Origin of the sequence: uncultured Reyranella sp. (assembly GCF_945957355.1) — a bacterium.
GTDB lineage: Bacteria > Pseudomonadota > Alphaproteobacteria > Reyranellales > Reyranellaceae > Reyranella.
The window spans coordinates 209,751-228,489 of sequence record NZ_CAMFKM010000009.1 but is presented as its reverse complement, the minus strand read 5'-3'; the positions used below and the strand labels follow the sequence as shown (position 1 = coordinate 228,489).

Sequence of the window (18,739 nt, the reverse complement as noted above, 5' to 3'; positions counted from 1 at the left end):
CGCCGCCGGCGCCGCCTCCGCCGAAGCCGATCAAGCTCGCCGCCGCGGCACCACCGCCGCCGCCGCCCATGTCCGCCGACATCGCGAAGGCCACGCCACCCGCGCCGCCTCCGCCGAAGCCGATCAAGCTCGCCGCCGCGGCACCACCGCCGACCCCACCCACATCGGCCGACATCCTAAGGGCAGCCCCCGTGGATCCCGATGCGTGGCCAACGACATCAGCGGCGCAGGTTAGCGCCGTCCAGGCGCTGCTGCGCGAGATGAGGTTCTACGAGAAGGCGCCCGATGGCCGTATGGGGCCGGCAACGCGCGCGGCAATCCGCGAGTACGAGGGACTGGCCGGTCTCAAGGTCACGGGCCAGGCCAATCGAGAGCTGTTCGACTCGCTGAAGGAGATGCAGCTTCTGATGAAGCCCAAGCCCCGGGACGGCTCAAACTAGACGGCCGGCGTGCCACCACCACGACGCAGGAAGAAGCGACGCCGCGCGCTGCGCTTCCTCGATGGTTCCATACAGAGCAAAGCAGGTCGCCCCGCTGCCGCTCATTGCGGCATGGGCGGCGCCGTCGCTGCGTTGCAGCCGCGCGAGTACATCGGCGACTTCCGGCCGCAGCGAAATGGCAGCCTCGGTCAGGTCGTTGCCGCGTCGCGCGAGGTCGCGCGCGAAATCGCCAAGGTCCTGCCAGCCGTCGCCGATCGGCAGGGCCGCGGAGAAGCTTCCCTGTCGCGCGCCGAAGACAGCCGGCGTCGGCAGCGCAACGCCGGGGTTGACCAGCAGGATGGCGCAGGCCGGCAAGGCCGGCGCCGGCGCAAGACGCTCGCCGATGCCGGAGGCCAGCGCAGGCCGGCCGACGAGGCACATAGGCACGTCGGCGCCAAGCGTCGCCGCGAGATCGAACAGCTCCTCCTGGGGCATCGCGATACGCCACAGCTCGATCAGGGCGAGAAGCGCCGCGGCGGCATCGGCCGACCCGCCACCCAGACCGGCTGCCACGGGAATGCGCTTGGTGAGACGAAGCGCGGCGCGCGGCGCCACGCCGGCGCGCCCTGCCAGCAGGCGCGCCGCCTTCAGCACCAGATTGTCGGAATCGCCTTCGAGCGACGCAGCGCCGGGTCCGACGATCTGGAGGGACAAGTCCGACGCAGGCGCAACCTCGATCTCGTCGGCGAGATCCGTGAAGGCGACCAGCGAATCGAGCAGGTGGAAGCCGTCAGGGCGACGTCCGACGACCTTCAGCCAGAGATTAACCTTGGCTCGCGCGGGCAGCACGCCGCCTGTCCTCGATCAGCCGTCCTTCGATCAGCCGCCCTGCTTGGAGTCGGCGGCCTTCTCGTAGACGGTCGGCTTGTCGTTCGACGGATTCAGACCGTTGGCAATCTTGTCCTGGATGATCGGCAGACGATCCTTGTCGGGCTTCTGATGCAGCGCGCGCTCCCACTGGAAGCGGGCCTCACGGCGGCGGCCGACATGCCAGTAGGCGTCGCCGAGATGATCGGTGATGGTCGAGTCGTCGCCCTTCTGTTCGGTCGCGCGCTCAAGCCACTCCACCGCCTTCTCGTACTGGCCGAGCCGGTAGTAGGCCCAACCCACGCTGTCGGTGATGGAACCGTCGTCCGGCCGCAGCTCGGTCGCGCGCTCCAGCATCTTCATGCCTTCCTGGAGGTGCAGGCCCTGGTCGATCCAGCTGTAGCCGAGGTAATTCAGCACGTAGGGCTGCTCGGGCGAGAGCTCGAGCGCCTTCTTCATGTCGGCTTCGGCCTTCGGCCAGTTCTTGGTGCGCTCGAGCACGATGCCGCGTCCGAAATAGACCTGCCAGTGCCGCTCGTCGGGAGTGCCCAGTCGCGAGATCGCCGTATCGTAGGCGGCAACCGCCTCGGCAAAGAGGTCCTTACTGCGCAAAAGGTCCGCCAGCGTCAGGGCCGCGTCGATGCGATCGGGCTTTTCTGCGACCAGCGTCCTGAGGCGGGCGACCGCCTGGTCGAACTTGTCCTCCTGAGCGTCGAGCGCCGCCGTCCGCAGCCTCGCCTGCCAGTAGAGCGGCGAAGTCGGTCCGATCCTGCCCAGGGCAGCGATCGCCTTGGGGATCTGGTGGAACTGCTCGTAGAGGCCCGCGATCATCAGCCAGGCGAAGTCCTGTTCCGGCTTCAGCGCGGTCGCGAGCTGGTAGAAGATCAGCGCGAGATCGGTGCGCTGGTTGCGCGGATCGGAGGCCAGGATGCCGCCGATGTCGAACAGGATCTCGGCAATGCCCGAGGCCGGAGTCGGTGGCTTGGGCATCGGCGCATTGGGGCCCATCAGCCCATCCATCACGACGGAGTCGCCGTAGCGCGCGCCATAGGTCTTCAGGATCTCGCGCGCTTCGGCATCCTTGCCGAGACGCCGCATCCCTTCGGCAACCGAGATCGTGGTGCGCAGCCCGTTGCGGTCGATCGACATGGCGCGCCGGTACTTCGCCTCGGCGGCGGCCTTGTCGCCCGCCATCTCGTCGATCTGTCCTTCGATCACCAGCGAGGGGGCCTCGGCGCGCTCGCCGGCCGCGGGCTTCAGGCGCACCAGCAGGGCCCGCGCCGCCGAGTAGTCCTTTTCGCCGGCCTTCAGCCACGCCATCACGTAGTCGCGCAGCGCGCCCAGCTGATTCTCGGCACCGATCTTGTTGAGCTGCTGTTCGGCGGCCTTGTATTCACCCTTCTTGATGGCCTGGATCGCCATCACGAGATTGGCGAAGCCATCGCCCGGCCGCGTGGCCAGCACGGCTGGCGCCAGCTCGGCAGCAGAGTCGATCCGGCCGGCATACATGCGCAGGCGAAAGACGGCATAGATCAGCTCGGGATCGAGCGGCGTCAGCGCCAGGGCCTGATCCATCTGGTCGGCGGCGGCGTCGTAATCGTGATCCTGCTCGCCGACCCGGGCGGCGAGATAGCGCCCCTGCAGGGAGATCGGCGCCAGTCGCTGGCCGGGCTGGACGGCCGGCGGCCGCGTGGCCGGCGGCCGGGCGCCGCCCTGGGGTGCCGGGCCCTGCTGGGCCTGGCCGGAGAGGGGAAGAGCGAACAGCAGCGCGGCGGAAAGCAGCGCAAAGGGGGTGCGGTTCATGCGTCTCACATGTTGGGGTAATTGGGACCGCCGCCGCCTTCGGGAACGGTCCAATCGATGTTCTGTGCGGGATCCTTGATGTCGCACGTCTTGCAGTGCACGCAGTTCTGCGCGTTGATCTGGAAACGCGGCTGGCCGTTGTCGGCCGTCACGACTTCATAGACGCCGGCCGGACAATAGCGCTGCGCCGGCTCGGCATAGAGCGGCAGGTTCACCGCGATCGGAATCGACGGATCGCGCAGCTTCAGGTGGGGCGGCTGATCCTCCTCGTGGTTGGTGTTCGACAGGAACACCGAGGAGAGCTTGTCGAAGGAGATCACGCCGTCGGGCTTGGGATACTGGATGGGCTGGAACTCGCTGGCCGGCCGTAGCGTCTCGTGGTCGGCCTTGTGATGGCGCAGGGTCCACGGCACGCGCAGACCGAGATCGTGCAGCCACATGTCCATGCCGCCGTAGAGCGTGCCGAGCGTGGTGCCCCACTTCAGCGCCGGCTTCACGTTGCGCACCTTGTCGAGGTCTTTCCAGATCCACGACGCCTTCAGCTTCACGGGATAGGCGATCAGTTCGTCGCCGCCGGTCTTGCCGCCGGCGAGGGCTTCGAACGCCGCCTCGGCGGCGAGCATGCCGCTCTTCACCGCATTGTGGCTGCCCTTGATGCGCGGCACGTTGACGAAGCCCGCCGAGCAGCCGATTAGCGCGCCACCCGGGAAGGTCAGCTTGGGCACCGACTGGATGCCGCCTTCGTTGATCGCGCGCGAACCATAGACCAGACGCTTGCCGCCCTTGAGATACTTGGCGACGTCGGGGTGCGTCTTGAAGCGCTGGAATTCGTCGAACGGCGAGAGGTACGGATTCTCGTAGCTGAGATGCACCACGAGACCGATGGCAACCAGGTTGTCGCCGAAGTGATACATGAACGAACCGCCCGAACTGCCGGTCTCCGACAACGGCCAGCCCTGCGAATGCACGACCAGGCCCTTGCGGAAATTGGCCGGATCGACCTGCCACAATTCCTTGATGCCGATGCCGAACTTCTGCGGATCGACGCCGTCGCGCAGGTCGAACTTGGCCATGAGCTGCTTGGCGAGCGAGCCGCGCACGCCTTCGCCGATCAGCGTGTACTTGGCATGCAGCTCCATGCCGGGCGTGTAGCTGTCCTTGTGCGTGCCGTCCTTGGCGATGCCCATGTCGCCGGTCGCGACGCCCTTCACCGAGCCATCCTCGTTGTAGAGCACCTCGGCGGCGGCGAAGCCCGGATAGATCTCGACCCCCAGTGCCTCAGCCTGCTGGCCGAGCCAGCGGCAGACCTCGCCGAGGCTCACGATGTAGTTGCCGTGGTTGTTCATCAGCCGCGGCAGCAGGAAGTTGGGGAAGCGGTAGGAGCCGCCCTTGGTGAGGAATAGGAACTGGTCGTCGGTGACCTGGGTCTCGAGCGGTGCGCCCTTTTCCTTCCAGTCCGGGATGAGCTCGTTGAGACCGATCGGATCGACGACGGCACCCGACAGGATGTGGGCGCCCAGCTCCGAGCCCTTCTCGATCAGACAGACGGAGACCTCGTGGTTGCGCTCGGCAGCAAGCTGCTTCAGGCGGATCGCCGCCGACAGCCCAGCCGGACCACCACCCACGATCACCACGTCGTATTCCATCGCCTCGCGCGTCATGCCCATCTCGCTCTGCAATTCCATTTTCCCGATGGACGCGCGCCTGTCGGACGGCAATCCTTTGATTTAGATAGCGTGTCGGGGGCAGGATCGCCACCCGCTGAAAAGGGGATTCCTGTGCCAGCGTTGATCGATATCGAGAGCAAGACCTTCTCTGCACGGGATTTCAGGCTGGAAAGTGGCAAGACGCTACCCATCCTCGAACTCGCCTATGAAACCTACGGCACGCTGTCCCCGGCCAAGGACAACGCCATCCTGGTCGTGCACGGCTACACCTCGTCCCATCACGCAGCAGGCAAGAATGCACTCGGCAAGCAGGGGCGTGGCGTCACCGAGGGGGCGGCCGGCTGGTTCGACGGGCTGATCGGGCCGGGCAAGGCCATGGACACCGACCGGTATTTCGTCGTGTCGGTGAACGCGCTGGGTTCCGCCCACGGCAGTTCCGGACCCAATTCGACCGATCCCGGCACCGGCAAGCCCTACGGACCGACCTTTCCGGAAATCACCCTGCGCGACATGGTCGCCAGCCAGAAGCTGCTGGTCGATTCGCTGGGGCTGAAGAGCCTCGTTGCCGTGGTTGGCCCGTCGATGGGCGGCTTCCAGTCGTTCCAGTGGGCCGCCTCCTTCCCCGGCTTCATGAAGGGTATCGCCGCCTCCGTCACCGCGCCGCGCGCGCCCGGTCGCCTCGGCGGCCTGGAGGCGCTGCAGGCCCGCCTCGCCAGCGATCCGAACTGGAACGGCGGCTGGTATTACGAGAATGGCGGCATTCCCGGCACGCTCGAACAGATCCGCTACGAGACACTGTTGAACTACGGCCAGGGCGAGGCCGAGGCCAAGGTCGCCGCCAAGAGCTGGGCGAAGATCTACGACGGACATTCGCTGGTGACCCTGCGCCGCGCCATCGACGGCTTCGACATCACAGGTCAGTACGACCAGCTGAAGAAGACCAAGGTCCTCTACGTCATCTCCAAGACCGACAAGCTGTTCGACCTCACCGACTGCGCGGCCCACGCCCTCGCCATGCGCAAGGCGGGCGTCGACCTCACCTATGTGGAGATGCCGTCGGACAAGGGGCACATGGCCAGCCACGCCGACGCCGCGATGTGGGCGCCGATCCTGGGCGCCTTCATCAAGAGCCTGGCATGAACGAAGCGGCGTTCGCCCCGCAGGACGCCGCCGCGCTGCTGCGCTGGTATGTCGACCACGGACTCGACGAGGCCATCGGCGAGGAAGCGATCGATCGCTTCGCGCTTCCGCCGCCGGCTGCCGTTGCCGCCGCCCTCCCCCCGGCGGCTACTGCGCCCGCCGCGCCGACACCGATCCGCGCGCCCATCGCAGCGCCGGTCGTGCGCCCGCCCGTGCCGCTGGAATCGCCCCAGCTCGCCGAGGACGCCCGCGCGGTCGCGCAACAGGCAAACACCATCGCCGAGCTCGAGGAGGCGGTTCGCGCCTTCGAGGGCTGCGCGCTGAAGCGCACCGCCAAGAACACCGTGTTCTCCGACGGCGTCGCCGGCGCGCCGGTGATGATCGTGGGCGAAGCGCCGGGCGCCGACGAGGACCGGCTGGGCAAGCCGTTCGTCGGCGTGAGCGGCCAGCTGATGGACCGCATGTTCTCGGCCATCGGCATGAGCCGCGAGCGCGACCTCTACATCACCAACATTCTCTTCTGGCGCCCGCCCGGCAACCGCACGCCGACCCTCGCCGAGCAGGCCATCTGCCTCGCCTTCACGCGCCGCCACATCGAACTGGCAAAACCGAAGATCGTGGTGCTGGCCGGCGGCACGGCGGTGAAGGCCGTACTGAACACGACCGAGGGCATCACCCGCCTGCGCGGCAAATGGACGAGCCTGACACTCGACGATGGCAGCGAAGTCCCGGCGCTCCCGACCTTCCACCCGGCCTACCTGCTGCGCACCCCCGCCAGCAAGCGCCAGAGCTGGGTCGACCTCCTGTCGCTCGACAAGCGGCTGAAGGAGTTGGGCGTTCGCTGACGCGAGGGCTGGGCCGGCTGCGCTCCTGTCATCCCGAGCGCGCGAGGGATGCAGGACTCGCCGAACGGGACTCTGGTGGATTCGCCAGGTCCTTCGCGGCGCCACGCCGACAAGGAACCAACAACCCATCGGAATAGGTCTCCCAGAAGCCCCGGTGCGCAATATTGTTGCGCCGACGGCCGCCGCGACCCAAATCGGGGAGGGTGCGACATCGGCTTCGTTTGTTTCGCTTAATTCGTTTGTTTCGTTTAGCGCCGGGACTCGGGCGTTCAAATGGCCTGCTGGAGGCTCTTCCTCAGGAAGAACTTCTGATGGCCCGGCGGGAAGTTGTCGAGGGTGGCGAAGACCTCGTAGCCGCGTTTTTCGTAGAACGGGCGAGCCTGCCAGGTGTGGGTGTCGAGATGCGCCGAGTGGCAGCCGCGCTGGCGGGCATAGTCCTCGGCGGCGTCCATCAGGCGCGTGGCGTGGCCCTGGCCGCGCAGCGCCTCGTCGACCCAGAGGATCGAGACGAACAGCCAGTCCGACCAGAGGTAGCCCAGCAGGCCCCCCAGGGTTTCGCCCTTCTCGCCCTTCAGGAAGATCTTACAGGGATAGTAATCGGACCGGCCCGTCCGGCTCGCATTGAACATCCCCAGACGTTTGCCGACATAGTCCGCGGCGCGCGTATTGTCGGGATCGAAGACGAGCTCGACCTTTTCCATCAGCGCCCAGCCCCCTCAGCGCATCGCGGCGCGCTGGCGGACCAGGGCCAGCACGCTGCGGCCGATCGGCATGTCGATGCCGACCCATTCCGCCATCTCGACGACGGCGCCCAGCAGCGCCTCGATCTCGAGCGGCCGGCCACGTTCAAGGTCCTGCAGCATCGAGGTCTTGTGGGCGCCGACCTCGGCGCCGCCGGCGATGCGCTTGTCGACGTTGATGGCGAACTTCACGCCGAGCTTCTCGGCGACGGCCTGTCCCTCGACCATGAGCGCGCGGCAGACCGCGTGCGTCCCCGGATCGCCGATCACCTTGTCGAGTGTCGCGCCGGTCAGCGCACTGATCGGGTTGAAGGCCATGTTGCCCCAGAGCTTGACCCACAGCTCGTCGCGGATGCGCGGCCGCACCGGCGCCTTGAGGCCGGCCTTGATCAGCAGCTCGGAGAGCTTCGCCGCGCGCTCGCTGCGGCTGCCGTCCGGCTCGCCCAGGGTGAAGCGATCGCCATAGGTGTGGTGGATCACGCCGGGCTCGACCACGTCGGCCGCGGGATAGACGATGCTGCCCAGGACCTGCGCAGGCGGCAGCGCGGCCGTCAGCGCCCCGCCGGGATCGACCGACTCGATGCGCTTGCCCTCGAATTCGCCCCCGAGCTTGTAGGTGTACCACCAGGGCACGCCGTTGATCGCCGCGACGATGGTGGTGTGCGGCCCGATCAGCGGCTTGAGCTGCTCCATCGCCGGCAAGAGCGAATGCGCCTTCAGGGTGAGCACGAGATAATCCTGCGGGCCGATCTCCTTCGGATCGGACGCGACGCGGGGTTCCGTCACCGTCTCCTTGCCTTCGCTCAGCAGGACGAGGCCCCTCGTGCGCAACGCCTCGCCATGAGGGCCGCGCGCCACCACGGTGACGGGCGTGCCGGCCATTTCGAGCTTGGCCGCCATCAGGCCGCCGATCGCACCGGCGCCGAAAACGCAGATCGATGTCACGTCGTTTTCCTCAGGCCTTCGCCTCGCCGAGACCGAGCTTGGCCGCAAGTCCGATGCGCTGCAGCTTGCCGGTGGCACCCTTGGGGATCTCGCTCACGAACACGACCTTGCGCGGCACCTTGAAGTCGGCGGCCTGCTTGGCCACGAAGTCGCGCAGCTCGCGCTCCGTCGCTTCCTGGCCCGCCCGCAGCACGACGACCGCGCCGACATCCTCGCCCAGCATCGGATGCGGGATCGCGAAGGTCACGACCTGCTCGACCGCCGGATGATCCATCAGGATCGTGTCGACCTCGATCGGGCTGATCTTCTCGCCGCCACGGTTGATGATCTCCTTGAGGCGGCCGGTGAGGAACAGATAGCCGTCCTCGTCGAAGCGGCCCTGGTCGCCAGTGCGGAACCAGCCGTCGGCGAAGGCTTTCAGGTTGGCATCCGGATTGTTGTCGTAGCCCGCCGTGACGTTGGGTCCCTGGATCACGACCTCGCCGATCGTGCCCTGCGGCAGGAAGTGACCGGCCTCGTCCATGATGGCGATCTTCGGACCCGCGGGCAGGCCGACGGCACCCGGCTTGCGCTTGCCGGGAGGCAGCGCGTTCGATGCCATCTGATGGCTGGCCTCGGTCATGCCGTAGGCCTCGATCACGGGGCAATCGAACGCGGACTCGAGCTCGAGCATGACCTGCGGCGGCAGCGAGGCCGAGGAGGAGCGGATGAAGCGCAGCTTGGCGGCCTTCGCCGCGTCGGCATGGCTGCGCAGGCGTGTCAGGATCGCCTGGTGCATGGTCGGCACGGCCGTGTACCAGGTGGGCTTCACCTCCTCGAGCTGAGCGAAGAAACGCAGCGCGTTGAAGCCCGGCGTGCACGAGACCGACGCACCGGCGCCCAGCGACGAGAGCGTCGCGGCGATCAGCCCGTGGATGTGGAACAGCGGCATGATGTTCATGCAGCGGTCGGCCGGCGTCAGCGCCAGCGAGGTCGCGATGTGGCGCGCCGACGCTGCCAGGTTCGCGGTCGACAACGGCACGATCTTGGGCCGCGCGGTCGTGCCCGACGTGTGCAGCACCAGCGCGATCTCGCCATCCACGGACGTGCCGGGCCTGGCGGCCTGCGCGGGCTTCAGCGCGGAGACGTCGAGCGTGAAGCTGCCCGCCGGACCGTCTTCCGTCGGCACCAGCTCGATGATCGGCACGCCGACCTTCTCCGCCATCGCGCGCACGGGGCTGTCCATGCCTTTCTGCACGATCACGGCCTTGGGCTTCAGGTCGTCGAGATAGAACTCGAACTCGTCGGCGCGATAGGCCGGGTTCAGCGGTGCCGAGCTGGTGCCCGAGGCAACGGCGATGAACGAGGACGCCATTTCCGGCCCGTTCGGCGCGACCATGGCGACCCTGTCGCCGCGGCCGATGCCGACCGCGTTGAGCGCGGCCAGCGTGTCGTCCGTCAGCTTCTTCAGGCCGGCATAGGTGAGCCAGGGGCGGCCCGGCGCGCCGATCGCCGGAGCATCGGGCTTGCCCGCGGACGTGACGTCATAAACGGTCTTGATCATCTTATGTCCCTCAGGCCGCCGCCTTCTCGTCGGCCATGATGCGGTCGTAGGCCGGCAGGGTCAGGAACTCGTAGAACTGCGGCTGCTCGACCAGGTCGATCATCAGCTGCGCGGCATCCTCGTAGCGCCCCTTGTTGTAGGCCTCCTCGCCGATCTGCGCCTTCACCTTGTCGTTCTCCTCGCGCACGATCTCGCGGACCAGTTCCTTGGTGATGGCGCGCCCGTCGTCGAGCTTCTGGTTGTGGCGCACCCACTGCCAGACCTGCGCGCGGCTGATCTCGGCGGTGGCGGCGTCTTCCATGAGGTTGAACAGCGGCACGCAGCCGATGCCGCGCAGCCAGGCTTCCACGTAGCCGATACCCACGGCCACGTTCTGGCGCAGGCCGGCCTCGGTCTTGGGACCGGTCGGGATCTGGATCAGGTCAGCGGCCGTGACGTGCACGTCCTGGCGCTTGCGCGCGATCTGGTTGGCTTCCTTCATGACCGCGTCGAACTCGGCCTTGGCGATCGGCACCAGGCCCGGATGCGCGACCCAGGTGCCGTCGTGGCCGTCACCGGCCTCACGCTTCTTGTCGGCATGGACGCGGGCCATCGCCTCCTCGTTGGCCTTGGTGTCGTTCTTGATCGGAATCTGCGCGGCCATGCCGCCCATCGCGTGGACCTCGCGGCGGTGGCAGGTCTTGATCACGAGCTGGCTGTAGGAACGCAGGAAGTGCGAGGTCATGCCGACCGTGCCGCGATCCGGCAGCACCGCCCACTCCTGCTCGCGGAACTTCTTGATGAAGGAGAAGATGTAGTCCCAGCGGCCGCAATTGAGGCCGGCCGAGTGATCCTTCAGCTCCCACAGGATCTCGTCCATCTCGAAGGTGGCGACGATCGTCTCGATCAGCACCGTGGCCTTGATCGACTTCTGCGGCACGCCGAGCGCGTCCTGCGCTGCCACGAACACGTCGTTCCACAGCCGGGCCTCGAGATGGCTCTCCAGCTTCGGCAGGTAAAAGTAGGGGCCGGTGCCGCGCGACAGCGCTTCCTTGGCATTGTGGAAGAAGTAGAGGCCGAAATCGAACAGCGAGCCCGACATCGGCTTGCCGTCGACCGTCATGTGCTTCTCGAGCAGATGCCAGCCGCGCGGTCGCACGAACAGCACCGCGGTCTTTTCGTTCAGCTTGTAGGACTTGCCGCTGACCGGATCGACATAGTCGATCTGGCGGCGCACCGCGTCGGCCAGGTTGTACTGGCCTTCGACCATGTTGGCCCAGGTCGGGGTCGAGGCATCCTCGAAGTCGGCCATGAAGACGTTGGCGCCGCAGTTCAGCGCGTTGATGATCATCTTGCGGTCGACCGGACCGGTGATCTCGACCCGGCGGTCGAGGATGTCCTTGGGCAGCGGCGCGACGGTCCAGTCGCTCTCGCGGATCTTGGCGGTCTCGGGCAGGAAGTCCGGCTTCTCGCCGGCATCGAGGCGCTTCTGGCGCTCGACGCGCAGGGCCAGGAGTTCCTCACGGCGGGCGTTGAACTTGCGCTGAAGGTCGGCAACAAAAGCGACTGCCTCTTTCGTGAGCACCTTTTCGAAGCCGGGCTTGAGGGCACCGTCGATCGCAACGCCCGCCGGAAGGTCCAAAGCCGCCATTCTCGTTCCCCTCGAATTTCTTTCGGATACAGTCGAAAGGGCGATTTACCGCCGTCCACTTCCTTAGGCGAGTCTCAATTGGCGTTTCCGCCGGGGGGCTCGGCGGTGGCGACCCCAGGAGCGAAGCGAACCGGGGAAGCGGTGGACATCGCTCGGGGGGGAGGAAGATCGATGCCTGACCGCACCGTGCAGCCGGTGGACGAGAAGCCGCCTTTGGCAAAGCTGCTTCCGCTCGGCCTGCAACACGTCCTCGTGATGTATGCCGGCTCCGTCGCCGTTCCCCTGATCCTGGGCAGCGCGATGAAGCTTCCCAAGGACCAGGTGGCGATCCTCATCAATGCCGACCTGTTCGCCTGCGGAATTGCCACCTTGATCCAGAGCATCGGCTTTCGCGGCTTCGGCATTCGGATGCCGGTGATGATGGGGGTCACCTTCGCAGCAGTCGGCCCGATGCTGGCGATCGCCGCCGATCCACGGCTCGGCCTGCTCGGCATCTACGGTGCGGTGATCGGCGCCGGCCTCTTCGGCATTCTGGTGGCGCCGTTCATCAGCCGGCTTTTGCCCCTTTTTCCGCCCGTGGTCACCGGCACCATCATAACGGTCGTGGGTGTCTCCCTGCTGGGCGTCGGCGTCAACTGGGCGGCGGGAGGTGCCGGCAACCCGCACTTCGGCGACCCGCTCTACCTCGCCGTGTCGCTCATGGTGCTCCTGGTCATCCTCGGCGCCACGAAGTACTGCACGGGCTTCTTCGCCAACATTGCCGTGCTCCTGGGCCTGATCGCCGGATTGATCGTGGCATTCGCGCTAGGCGAGGTGAGTTTTGCCGGCGTCGCGCAGGCCAGCTGGGTCCAGCTCGTCCACCCGTTCCAGTTCGGCTGGCCGACGTTCGACCCGCTGGCGATCCTCACCATGTGCCTGGTCCTGGTCGTGGTGATGATCGAATCGACCGGCGTCTTTCTGGCCCTGGGCGAGGTGACCGACCAAACGATCGGGCGGAACGAGATGACGCGGGGCCTGCGGGCCGACGGCCTGGGCACCGTGATCGGCGGCATCTTCAATACGTTCCCCTACACCTCGTTCTCGCAGAATGTCGGCCTGGTCGGCGTCACCGGCGTGCGCTCGCGCTGGGTCACGGCGACCGGCGGCGTCGTCATGCTGATGCTCGGCCTTTTCCCCAAGATCGCCACGATCGTCGCCTCGGTCCCGCAGTTCGTCCTGGGCGGCGCTGGCATCGTCATGTTCGGCATGATCTGCGCCACCGGCATTCGGGTGCTGTCGCGCGTCGACTTCCGCGGCAATCCGGGCAACACCTACGTCGTTGCCGTCAGCATCGGCCTCGGTATGATCCCCCTTGTCTCGGAGCACTTCTTCAGCCAGATGCCGAAGGCGCTGGGTCCGCTGCTCCACAGCGGCATCCTGCTGGCCTCGATATCGGCTGTCCTGCTCAACGCCTATTTCAACGGGATGAGGGGCAGTGCCGACGCCGCGGCCGAGGCGACGGCAGCCGGGCGGGAGGCCGAAGCGGCGCACTGAGGGAGATGGGATGGACGCCGCTTTCTTCGTCGACTGGCTGAACCTGCTGCTGCGCTGGGCCCACATGATCGTGGGCATCGCCTGGATCGGCGCCTCCTTCTATTTCATCTGGCTGGACAACCACCTGCACCAGCCGCTCGACCCGGCCGACGTCGCCAAGGGGATCGGCGGCGAGGTCTGGGCGGTCCATGGCGGCGGCTTCTACACGGCCAAGAAGTTCAAGGTGGCGCCGGAGCGGCTGCCGCCCGAACTGCACTGGTTCAAGTGGGAAGCCTACACGACCCTGGTCACCGGCTTCTTCCTGCTCTGCCTCGTCTACTACTATGGTGCCGAAGTCGCGCTGATCGATCCGTCGGTCCTGCCGCTGACCAGGCTGCAGGCGATCGCCATCGGGCTCGGGTTCCTCGTCCTGGGATGGCTGGTCTACGACTGGCTCTGCCGCTCGACCCTGGGCCAGGACGATGTCGTGCTGGGCGGCCTCGTCTTCCTCTACTGCGTGGCCGCCGCCTGGGCGCTTTGCCACATCTTCTCCGGCCGCGGCGCCTATATCCATTTCGGCGCGATGCTCGGCACCATCATGGTGCTGAACGTCTACTTCGTGATCATTCCCGGCCAGCGCGAACTGGTGAAGGCCAAGGAAGAAGGCCGCATCCCCGACCCGATCCACGGGCTGCGCGGCCGCCAGCGCTCGGTCCACAATACCTATTTCACACTCCCGGTGCTGTTCACGATGATCAGCAACCATTACGCCGGCCTCTACGGCCACGAATGGAACTGGGTGCTGCTGCTGACGATCTCGATCGCCGGCGCCCTGATCCGCGTCTGGTTCGTCCAGCGCCACAAGGGCAATGCCAATCCGCTGGTGCTGGCGGCGGGCTTCGTCTTCATCGCCTTCACCGCACTTCTTTCGCTGCCGAGGCCGAGCGCCGACGGCGGCGAACCGGTGGCCTTCGCCGAGGTCCAGCCCATCATCCAGGCGCGTTGCACGCCCTGCCATGCCGCAAAGCCGACGCAGGAAGGCTTCCTGGCGCCGCCCAAGGGGCTCGTGCTCGAGACCCCCGCACAAATTCGCGCCATGGCCGCGGCCATCAACCAGCAGGCCGCCGCCTCGCGCGTCATGCCGCCCGGCAACATGACGAACATCACCGACGCCGAGCGCCGCATGATTGCGCGCTGGTTCAAAGGCGGCGCACAATAGAGGCATGAACGTCCGCTCCCGCGGCTTGCTGTGGCGCCGTCTGCTTTCGGCGGCCTTGGCGGCGGTCGCGATCTTCCTCTTCTGGTCCCAGGTTTCCGAACGCGGACAGCGCGAGGTCGCGCGCGGGCCCGCGATCTCCGCCGAGGCACGCGAGGCGGGCCAGGGCTGGGGCGCGAGCGTGGGCTTCGCCGACCAGCGCCGCCTCGACGATCACTACGAAAAGCATGGCAGCGAGTTCGGTCGCATCACGAAGCAGGACTATCTCCGGCAGGCGCAACTGCTGCGCGACGCGAAGGCCGGCGGACCGATCCTCGAGACGGTGCGGCGGGATGGCGTCGTCACACGTTTCGACCGTGACACCGGCGCCTTCATCGCGTTCAATCCCAACGGCGTCATAAGAACCTTCTTCAAGCCCAACGACGGCGAGCGCTACTACCGTCGGCAGTCCGAACGAGGAAGCAATTGAAGCCGCCACCGCCGCCCGGCCCACCCGACGTCGCAGAGCTGCAGGAGCTGATCGACCAGTGGGCCGGCTTTGCCCGGGACCTCGAGCGGCAGGACTACAGTTTCGACCTCGACAACTGGCTGAACGATGTCGATGTGCGCGAGCTCATCCTCGAGGCGCTGCCAATGTTCAGCCGCGAGGAGATGGGTGATCATGCCCTGAAGCTCGACGAGGCCGACCGGGCCTTCATGGCTTCGACACGCGACTTCAAGCGCTGCGTCTGGGGCCATGGCACCGCGCGGAAGGAGAAATGGACCCCCCAGGATAACTGGTGGTACTTCCGCACACCGACCCGCTCCAACGCCCAGCTTGAAGACGAGCTTGCCACGGTTCGCTAAGACGATGGCATGAGCACGCCGAAAATTCTGGTCGAGGCCCAGGGGCCGGTGACCACCATCATTATCAACCGGCCACAAGCCAGGAATGCCCTCGACAACGAGGCCGCGCACGGGCTTGCCGACGCGCTGCGCGCCTTCGAGGCCGATCCCGAGGCGCGTGTCGCCGTGCTGACCGGCGCGGGCGGCGCCTTCTGCGCCGGCGCCGATCTCAAGGAGCTGGGCTCGGGAACGGACTATTTTCCCTGGGCCGGCAGCGACGAGGGCCCTCTGCGCGCGCCGCTGTCCAAGCCGGTGATCGGCGCCATCGAAGGCCATGCCTGCGCCGGGGGCCTGGGGGTCGCGCTGTTCTGCGACATCCGGATCGTCGACGACACGGCGACCTTCGGGGTGTTCTCGCGCCGCTGGGGTGTCCCGATGAGCGACGGCACGACCGTGCGCCTGCCGCGCATCGTGGGCCAGGGACGCGCCATGGACATGCTGCTGACCGGCCGCGCCGTCGGCGCCGACGAGGCGATCGCGATCGGACTGGCCACCCGCAAGGTTGCGCGTGGCACGACGCGGGCCGAGGCCGAGACGCTGGCGCGCCAGATTGCCGGCTTCCCGCCGATCGCCATGACGTCGGACCGCCAGTCCGCCTACGAGAGCTTCGATCGGGATGAGGCGTCGGCGATCCGGCGGGAGATGGAGCTGTCGCTGGAAGCGAGGCGGCAGGAATCGCAGAGCGGCGCCGCACGCTTCGCCCAGGGCGAAGGCCGGCACGGCGCCTTCAGGAAATAGAGTCCAAGAAGTAATCCGGGAGATAGCGATATGCGGGCACTGGTTTGTCATGCCTATGGTCCGATCGACAGCCTGAAGGTCGAGGACATTCCGCAGCCCGTGCCGAAGGCCGGCGAGGTGCTGGTCAAGGTCCGTGCCGCGGGCGTGAGCTTCGCCGCCATGCTGGGCGTGCAGGGCAAGCACCAGAACAAGCCCGCCCTGCCCTACGTGCCCGGCAACGAGCTGGCCGGCCATGTGGTGGCGCTGGGCGACGGCGTGACCAACGTGGCGGTCGGCGACCGCATCGCGACGGGCGTCAGCCAGGGCGCCTTCGCCGAATACGCGACGGCCGCTGCCGCGAACCTCGTGCCGATCCCCGAGATCATGCCCTACGCCGAGGCGACGAATTTTCCGACGCTCTATCCCACGGCCTACGGCGCCCTGAAGTGGAAGGCCAACCTGCAGCCCGGCGAAGTGCTGCTGGTGCACGGCGCGGGCGGCGGCTCGGGCCTCACCGCCATCGAGGTCGGCAAGGCGATGGGCGCAATCGTCATTGCCAGCGCCGGCGGCGCCGACAAGCTCAAGGCGGCGCGCGAGGCCGGCGCCGATCATCTGATCGACTATCGTGCGGAGGATTTGCGCACGCGGGTGCTGGAAATCACCGGGGGACGCGGCGCCGAAGTCATCTACGATCCGGTCGGCGGATCGGCTTTCGATGCCTCGCTGCGCTGCGTGGCGCCCGAGGGGCGCATCATCCCTATGGGCTTCGCCAGCGGCACCGTCCCGCAAATCCCCGCCAATATCCTGCTGGTCAAGAACGTGACGGTGATCGGCTTCTACTACGGCTACTGGAACGGCTGGGGCGGCAAGGGTGTGCCGTCCCCGAAGGAAGCGGAGGCGCTCGTGAAGCGTCGTGCGCTGGTGGCTGAGGCCCAGAAGGACCTCACGCGCTGGTTCACCGAGGGCAAGCTCAAGGCGACGGTGGCCGCGACCTACGACCTTGCAGATTGGGTGAAGGCATTTCGCCTGATCGAGGAGCGCACCGTCGTCGGCAAGGCCGTCCTGGTTCCGTAACACTCGGACGCTTGTCGGTTCTGCGGTCGTTCCGGCATAGTGTGCTCACATGCCGGTCCAATGGACGATCTCCAAGCCGCACCGCCTCGTGATCGCCGTCGCGCGCGATGAGCTGCGGCTCAAGGATATCGCAACCTATCTCGACGGCGTGGCCGTCGCCGACGTCTTGTCCTACCGCAAGATCTTCGACATGACGCACGCCACGGTGATGTTGAGCGACGCCGACATGATGATGCTCGGCGCCCGCATCCGCGCCTACATGCAGGTCGCCAGGCTCGGCCCCCTCGCCATCGTCGCGGTCACGGAAGAGGCCTACCGGCAGGCAAGCCTGTTCGAGGTGCTGGCCCAGGGCGATCGCCCGGTGAGGATCTTCCGCGAGCTGCACCATGCCCGCGAGTGGCTGGACGGGTTCGACGCGGGCTCATAGGAGCGCCTGCCTCCGGCCCCGCTCGCCCGACTAAGCCGGCCACACCTTTGGAAAGGTCTCGCATTCCAGCCGGTCGCCCGGCTTCAGCCCGTGGCCCTCGATGGGTGGCGAGATCTGGCCGACGCGGGCGCCATAGCGCGCGTCATCACCGCACCAGCGTGTCGCCCAGGCGCGACGGCGGCGCGACGACGAACGGTTGCCCGAGGCGCCGTGGAGCGTGAGCGCGTGGAAGGCGATGACGTCGCCCGGCTCCATGTCCCAGGCAAGGAATTCGTGTCGGCCGCGTTCGGCATCGAGATCGGGCAGCGGCTCGAAGCGGCTGTCCTGGACCTGCAGGTCGACGCCGCCCTGCTTGAAGAATTTAGGCTGGAACCAGCGGCCCCAGCGCTGCGAGCCCTTCACGTATTCGACGCAGGTCTCGCGGTCGACCGGATCGAGCGGCGTCCACAGCGAGATCACCTGCTCGCCGTCGATCGGATAGTAGGGCTGGTCGTGATGCCAGGGCGTGCGCTCCTGCGTGCCCGGCTCCTTCACCAGGAGATGGTCGTGATAGTAGACGACCTCCCTCGAACCCATGAGCTTCGCCACGATCTCGCGCGCGGGCGATTCATGGACGAAGGCGCGTGCCGCCGGATGGCGCTGCCAGAGCTGGAAGTCGACGAAGAAGAGGCCGGGCGCGCCCTGCGGCGTGTTGATCCGCACCATGGGGCCCGGGCTGGCCATGTCGTCGTCCACCGCCGCGCGCATGCGCTCGATCCACTCCATCGGAATGGCGTTGCGCAGGCAGATCGCGCCATCTTCCCGGTAGCGGGCGATCTCTGCGTCGGTCGGCATCGGCATCGACGTCAGCTGCCCTGCATCATGCGCAACGGCGTGTAGATCAGCACCGTCTCGCCCTTCTGGTTCTTGACCAGGTTGGTGGTCCGCACCAGGGCGCGCATCGGATCCTTGGAGGTCGGCTTGATCTCGGTGAGCTCGATCTCGACATGGATCGTGTCGTTCACATAGGTCGGGCCCTTGATGTCGAAGCCCATCGACAGGAAGGCGAGACCCGTGCCCTGCAACGTGGTCGGAATCACCAGGCCTTCCGCCATCGAATAGACCAGGGCGCCCGGCACGGGATGGCCGCCGCGCATGGGCGCATGCTCGCGAATGTACTCCCTGTTCGTGAACAGCTCCTCGGAAAAGCCGCAAAGGGTCACGAAATTCAGGAGATCGGCCTCGAAGATCGTTCGGCCATAGGTGACGAACTTGTCGCCGACCTTCAGGTCGCGCCAGTTCCAGCCTTCCCCGAGCTGTTTCATGGGGC

19 protein-coding genes are annotated in these 18,739 nt (G+C 67.0%); 10 read left to right on the top strand and 9 right to left on the bottom strand.

Annotation, left to right across the window (positions count from 1 at the left end):
* The coding region (locus Q0Q48_RS16770; RefSeq protein ID WP_295139880.1) for a peptidoglycan-binding domain-containing protein at nucleotides 1-440 on the top strand (440 nt) is incomplete at its 5' end.
* On the opposite strand, the gene Q0Q48_RS16765 is transcribed toward Q0Q48_RS16770, so the two are convergent.
* From Q0Q48_RS16765 to Q0Q48_RS16755, 3 genes are read right to left on the bottom strand one after another with little or no spacing between them, the layout of a single operon-like run.
* A complete protein-coding gene (locus tag Q0Q48_RS16765; RefSeq protein ID WP_295139878.1) occupies nucleotides 432-1,268 on the bottom strand; it encodes a 4-(cytidine 5'-diphospho)-2-C-methyl-D-erythritol kinase in 837 nt (278 codons plus the stop codon). The two genes, Q0Q48_RS16770 and Q0Q48_RS16765, sit on opposite strands and share 9 nt — an antisense overlap.
* A 30-nt stretch (nucleotides 1,269-1,298) precedes the next feature.
* Nucleotides 1,299-3,089: a tetratricopeptide repeat protein gene (locus tag Q0Q48_RS16760; RefSeq protein WP_295139877.1), complete on the bottom strand. Its 1,791-nt coding sequence runs from the start codon at nucleotides 3,087-3,089 to the stop codon at nucleotides 1,299-1,301.
* A 5-nt stretch (nucleotides 3,090-3,094) separates the two neighbouring features.
* Nucleotides 3,095-4,774 (bottom strand): electron transfer flavoprotein-ubiquinone oxidoreductase, encoded by a 1,680-nt coding sequence (locus Q0Q48_RS16755; RefSeq protein ID WP_295139875.1) that lies wholly within the window; start codon nucleotides 4,772-4,774, stop codon nucleotides 3,095-3,097.
* Between the two features lie 93 nt (nucleotides 4,775-4,867).
* Between Q0Q48_RS16755 and Q0Q48_RS16750 the strand changes: the two genes are divergently transcribed.
* Nucleotides 4,868-5,896, top strand: coding sequence for an alpha/beta fold hydrolase (locus Q0Q48_RS16750; RefSeq protein WP_295139872.1), 1,029 nt, complete (start codon nucleotides 4,868-4,870; stop codon nucleotides 5,894-5,896).
* On the top strand, nucleotides 5,893-6,741 hold the full coding sequence (locus tag Q0Q48_RS16745; RefSeq protein WP_295139870.1) for a uracil-DNA glycosylase: 849 nt from the start codon (nucleotides 5,893-5,895) through the stop codon (nucleotides 6,739-6,741). Before Q0Q48_RS16750 ends, Q0Q48_RS16745 begins: the two co-directional genes overlap by 4 nt.
* 269 nt (nucleotides 6,742-7,010) lie before the next feature.
* Here the strand turns inward: Q0Q48_RS16745 and Q0Q48_RS16740 are convergent, their stop codons facing one another.
* The 4 genes from Q0Q48_RS16740 to aceB are packed head-to-tail and all read right to left on the bottom strand — an operon-like array spanning nucleotide 7,011 to nucleotide 11,599.
* A complete protein-coding gene (locus Q0Q48_RS16740) occupies nucleotides 7,011-7,442 on the bottom strand; it encodes a GNAT family N-acetyltransferase (RefSeq protein ID WP_295139869.1) in 432 nt (143 codons plus the stop codon).
* 15 nt (nucleotides 7,443-7,457) lie between these two features.
* The gene (locus Q0Q48_RS16735) at nucleotides 7,458-8,426 is read right to left on the bottom strand and encodes a 2-dehydropantoate 2-reductase (RefSeq protein ID WP_295139867.1); all 969 of its coding nucleotides are present in this window, start codon (nucleotides 8,424-8,426) and stop codon (nucleotides 7,458-7,460) included.
* A gap of 10 nt (nucleotides 8,427-8,436) precedes the next feature.
* Entirely contained in the window at nucleotides 8,437-9,969 is a 1,533-nt protein-coding gene (locus Q0Q48_RS16730) for an acyl--CoA ligase (RefSeq protein ID WP_295139866.1), read from the bottom strand.
* A 10-nt stretch (nucleotides 9,970-9,979) separates the two neighbouring features.
* Nucleotides 9,980-11,599 carry a malate synthase A gene (gene aceB, locus Q0Q48_RS16725; RefSeq protein ID WP_295139864.1) on the bottom strand — a complete coding sequence of 540 codons (1,620 nt, stop codon included), beginning with the start codon at nucleotides 11,597-11,599 and terminating at the stop codon, nucleotides 9,980-9,982.
* Nucleotides 11,600-11,770: 171 nt separating this feature from the next.
* Here aceB and Q0Q48_RS16720 point away from each other — a divergent pair, with 171 nt between their 5' ends.
* From Q0Q48_RS16720 to Q0Q48_RS16690, 7 genes are read left to right on the top strand one after another with little or no spacing between them, the layout of a single operon-like run.
* Nucleotides 11,771-13,132 (top strand): nucleobase:cation symporter-2 family protein, encoded by a 1,362-nt coding sequence (locus tag Q0Q48_RS16720; protein ID WP_295139862.1) that lies wholly within the window; start codon nucleotides 11,771-11,773, stop codon nucleotides 13,130-13,132.
* A gap of 10 nt (nucleotides 13,133-13,142) precedes the next feature.
* The gene (locus tag Q0Q48_RS16715) at nucleotides 13,143-14,330 is read left to right on the top strand and encodes a urate hydroxylase PuuD (RefSeq protein WP_295139860.1); all 1,188 of its coding nucleotides are present in this window, start codon (nucleotides 13,143-13,145) and stop codon (nucleotides 14,328-14,330) included.
* A gap of 4 nt (nucleotides 14,331-14,334) precedes the next feature.
* Complete coding sequence (locus Q0Q48_RS16710; RefSeq protein WP_295139858.1) at nucleotides 14,335-14,796, top strand: hypothetical protein; 462 nt, start codon at nucleotides 14,335-14,337, stop codon at nucleotides 14,794-14,796.
* Complete coding sequence (locus Q0Q48_RS16705; protein ID WP_295139856.1) at nucleotides 14,793-15,173, top strand: hypothetical protein; 381 nt, start codon at nucleotides 14,793-14,795, stop codon at nucleotides 15,171-15,173. Before Q0Q48_RS16710 ends, Q0Q48_RS16705 begins: the two co-directional genes overlap by 4 nt.
* 9 nt (nucleotides 15,174-15,182) lie before the next feature.
* Nucleotides 15,183-15,950, top strand: a complete 768-nt coding sequence (locus Q0Q48_RS16700) for a crotonase/enoyl-CoA hydratase family protein (protein WP_295139854.1) — start codon at nucleotides 15,183-15,185, stop codon at nucleotides 15,948-15,950.
* Nucleotides 15,951-15,980: 30 nt separating this feature from the next.
* Entirely contained in the window at nucleotides 15,981-17,003 is a 1,023-nt protein-coding gene (locus Q0Q48_RS16695) for an NADPH:quinone oxidoreductase family protein (RefSeq protein WP_295139852.1), read from the top strand.
* A gap of 49 nt (nucleotides 17,004-17,052) precedes the next feature.
* The gene (locus Q0Q48_RS16690; protein WP_295139851.1) at nucleotides 17,053-17,430 is read left to right on the top strand and encodes a hypothetical protein; all 378 of its coding nucleotides are present in this window, start codon (nucleotides 17,053-17,055) and stop codon (nucleotides 17,428-17,430) included.
* Nucleotides 17,431-17,460: 30 nt separating this feature from the next.
* On the opposite strand, the gene Q0Q48_RS16685 is transcribed toward Q0Q48_RS16690, so the two are convergent.
* Together Q0Q48_RS16685 and Q0Q48_RS16680 are read right to left on the bottom strand one after the other, a co-directional pair.
* Nucleotides 17,461-18,264 (bottom strand): phytanoyl-CoA dioxygenase family protein, encoded by an 804-nt coding sequence (locus Q0Q48_RS16685; protein ID WP_295139848.1) that lies wholly within the window; start codon nucleotides 18,262-18,264, stop codon nucleotides 17,461-17,463.
* Between the two features lie 11 nt (nucleotides 18,265-18,275).
* A complete protein-coding gene (locus Q0Q48_RS16680) occupies nucleotides 18,276-18,734 on the bottom strand; it encodes an acyl dehydratase (protein ID WP_295139846.1) in 459 nt (152 codons plus the stop codon).
* Nucleotides 18,735-18,739: the final 5 nt, after the last annotated feature.

Coding starts and splice junctions, on each gene's coding strand:
- Q0Q48_RS16710 (WP_295139858.1), top strand. CDS start 14,335: ATGAACGTCCGCTCCCGCGGCTTGCTGTGGCGCCGTCTGCTTTCGGCG.
- Q0Q48_RS16715 (WP_295139860.1), top strand. CDS start 13,143: ATGGACGCCGCTTTCTTCGTCGACTGGCTGAACCTGCTGCTGCGCTGG.
- Q0Q48_RS16745 (WP_295139870.1), top strand. CDS start 5,893: ATGAACGAAGCGGCGTTCGCCCCGCAGGACGCCGCCGCGCTGCTGCGC.
- Q0Q48_RS16755 (WP_295139875.1), bottom strand. CDS start 4,774: ATGGAATTGCAGAGCGAGATGGGCATGACGCGCGAGGCGATGGAATAC.
- Q0Q48_RS16720 (WP_295139862.1), top strand. CDS start 11,771: ATGCCTGACCGCACCGTGCAGCCGGTGGACGAGAAGCCGCCTTTGGCA.
- Q0Q48_RS16740 (WP_295139869.1), bottom strand. CDS start 7,442: ATGGAAAAGGTCGAGCTCGTCTTCGATCCCGACAATACGCGCGCCGCG.
- Q0Q48_RS16685 (WP_295139848.1), bottom strand. CDS start 18,264: ATGCCGACCGACGCAGAGATCGCCCGCTACCGGGAAGATGGCGCGATC.
- Q0Q48_RS16680 (WP_295139846.1), bottom strand. CDS start 18,734: ATGAAACAGCTCGGGGAAGGCTGGAACTGGCGCGACCTGAAGGTCGGC.
- Q0Q48_RS16690 (WP_295139851.1), top strand. CDS start 17,053: ATGCCGGTCCAATGGACGATCTCCAAGCCGCACCGCCTCGTGATCGCC.
- Q0Q48_RS16695 (WP_295139852.1), top strand. CDS start 15,981: ATGCGGGCACTGGTTTGTCATGCCTATGGTCCGATCGACAGCCTGAAG.
- Q0Q48_RS16730 (WP_295139866.1), bottom strand. CDS start 9,969: ATGATCAAGACCGTTTATGACGTCACGTCCGCGGGCAAGCCCGATGCT.
- Q0Q48_RS16760 (WP_295139877.1), bottom strand. CDS start 3,089: ATGAACCGCACCCCCTTTGCGCTGCTTTCCGCCGCGCTGCTGTTCGCT.
- Q0Q48_RS16700 (WP_295139854.1), top strand. CDS start 15,183: ATGAGCACGCCGAAAATTCTGGTCGAGGCCCAGGGGCCGGTGACCACC.
- aceB (WP_295139864.1), bottom strand. CDS start 11,599: ATGGCGGCTTTGGACCTTCCGGCGGGCGTTGCGATCGACGGTGCCCTC.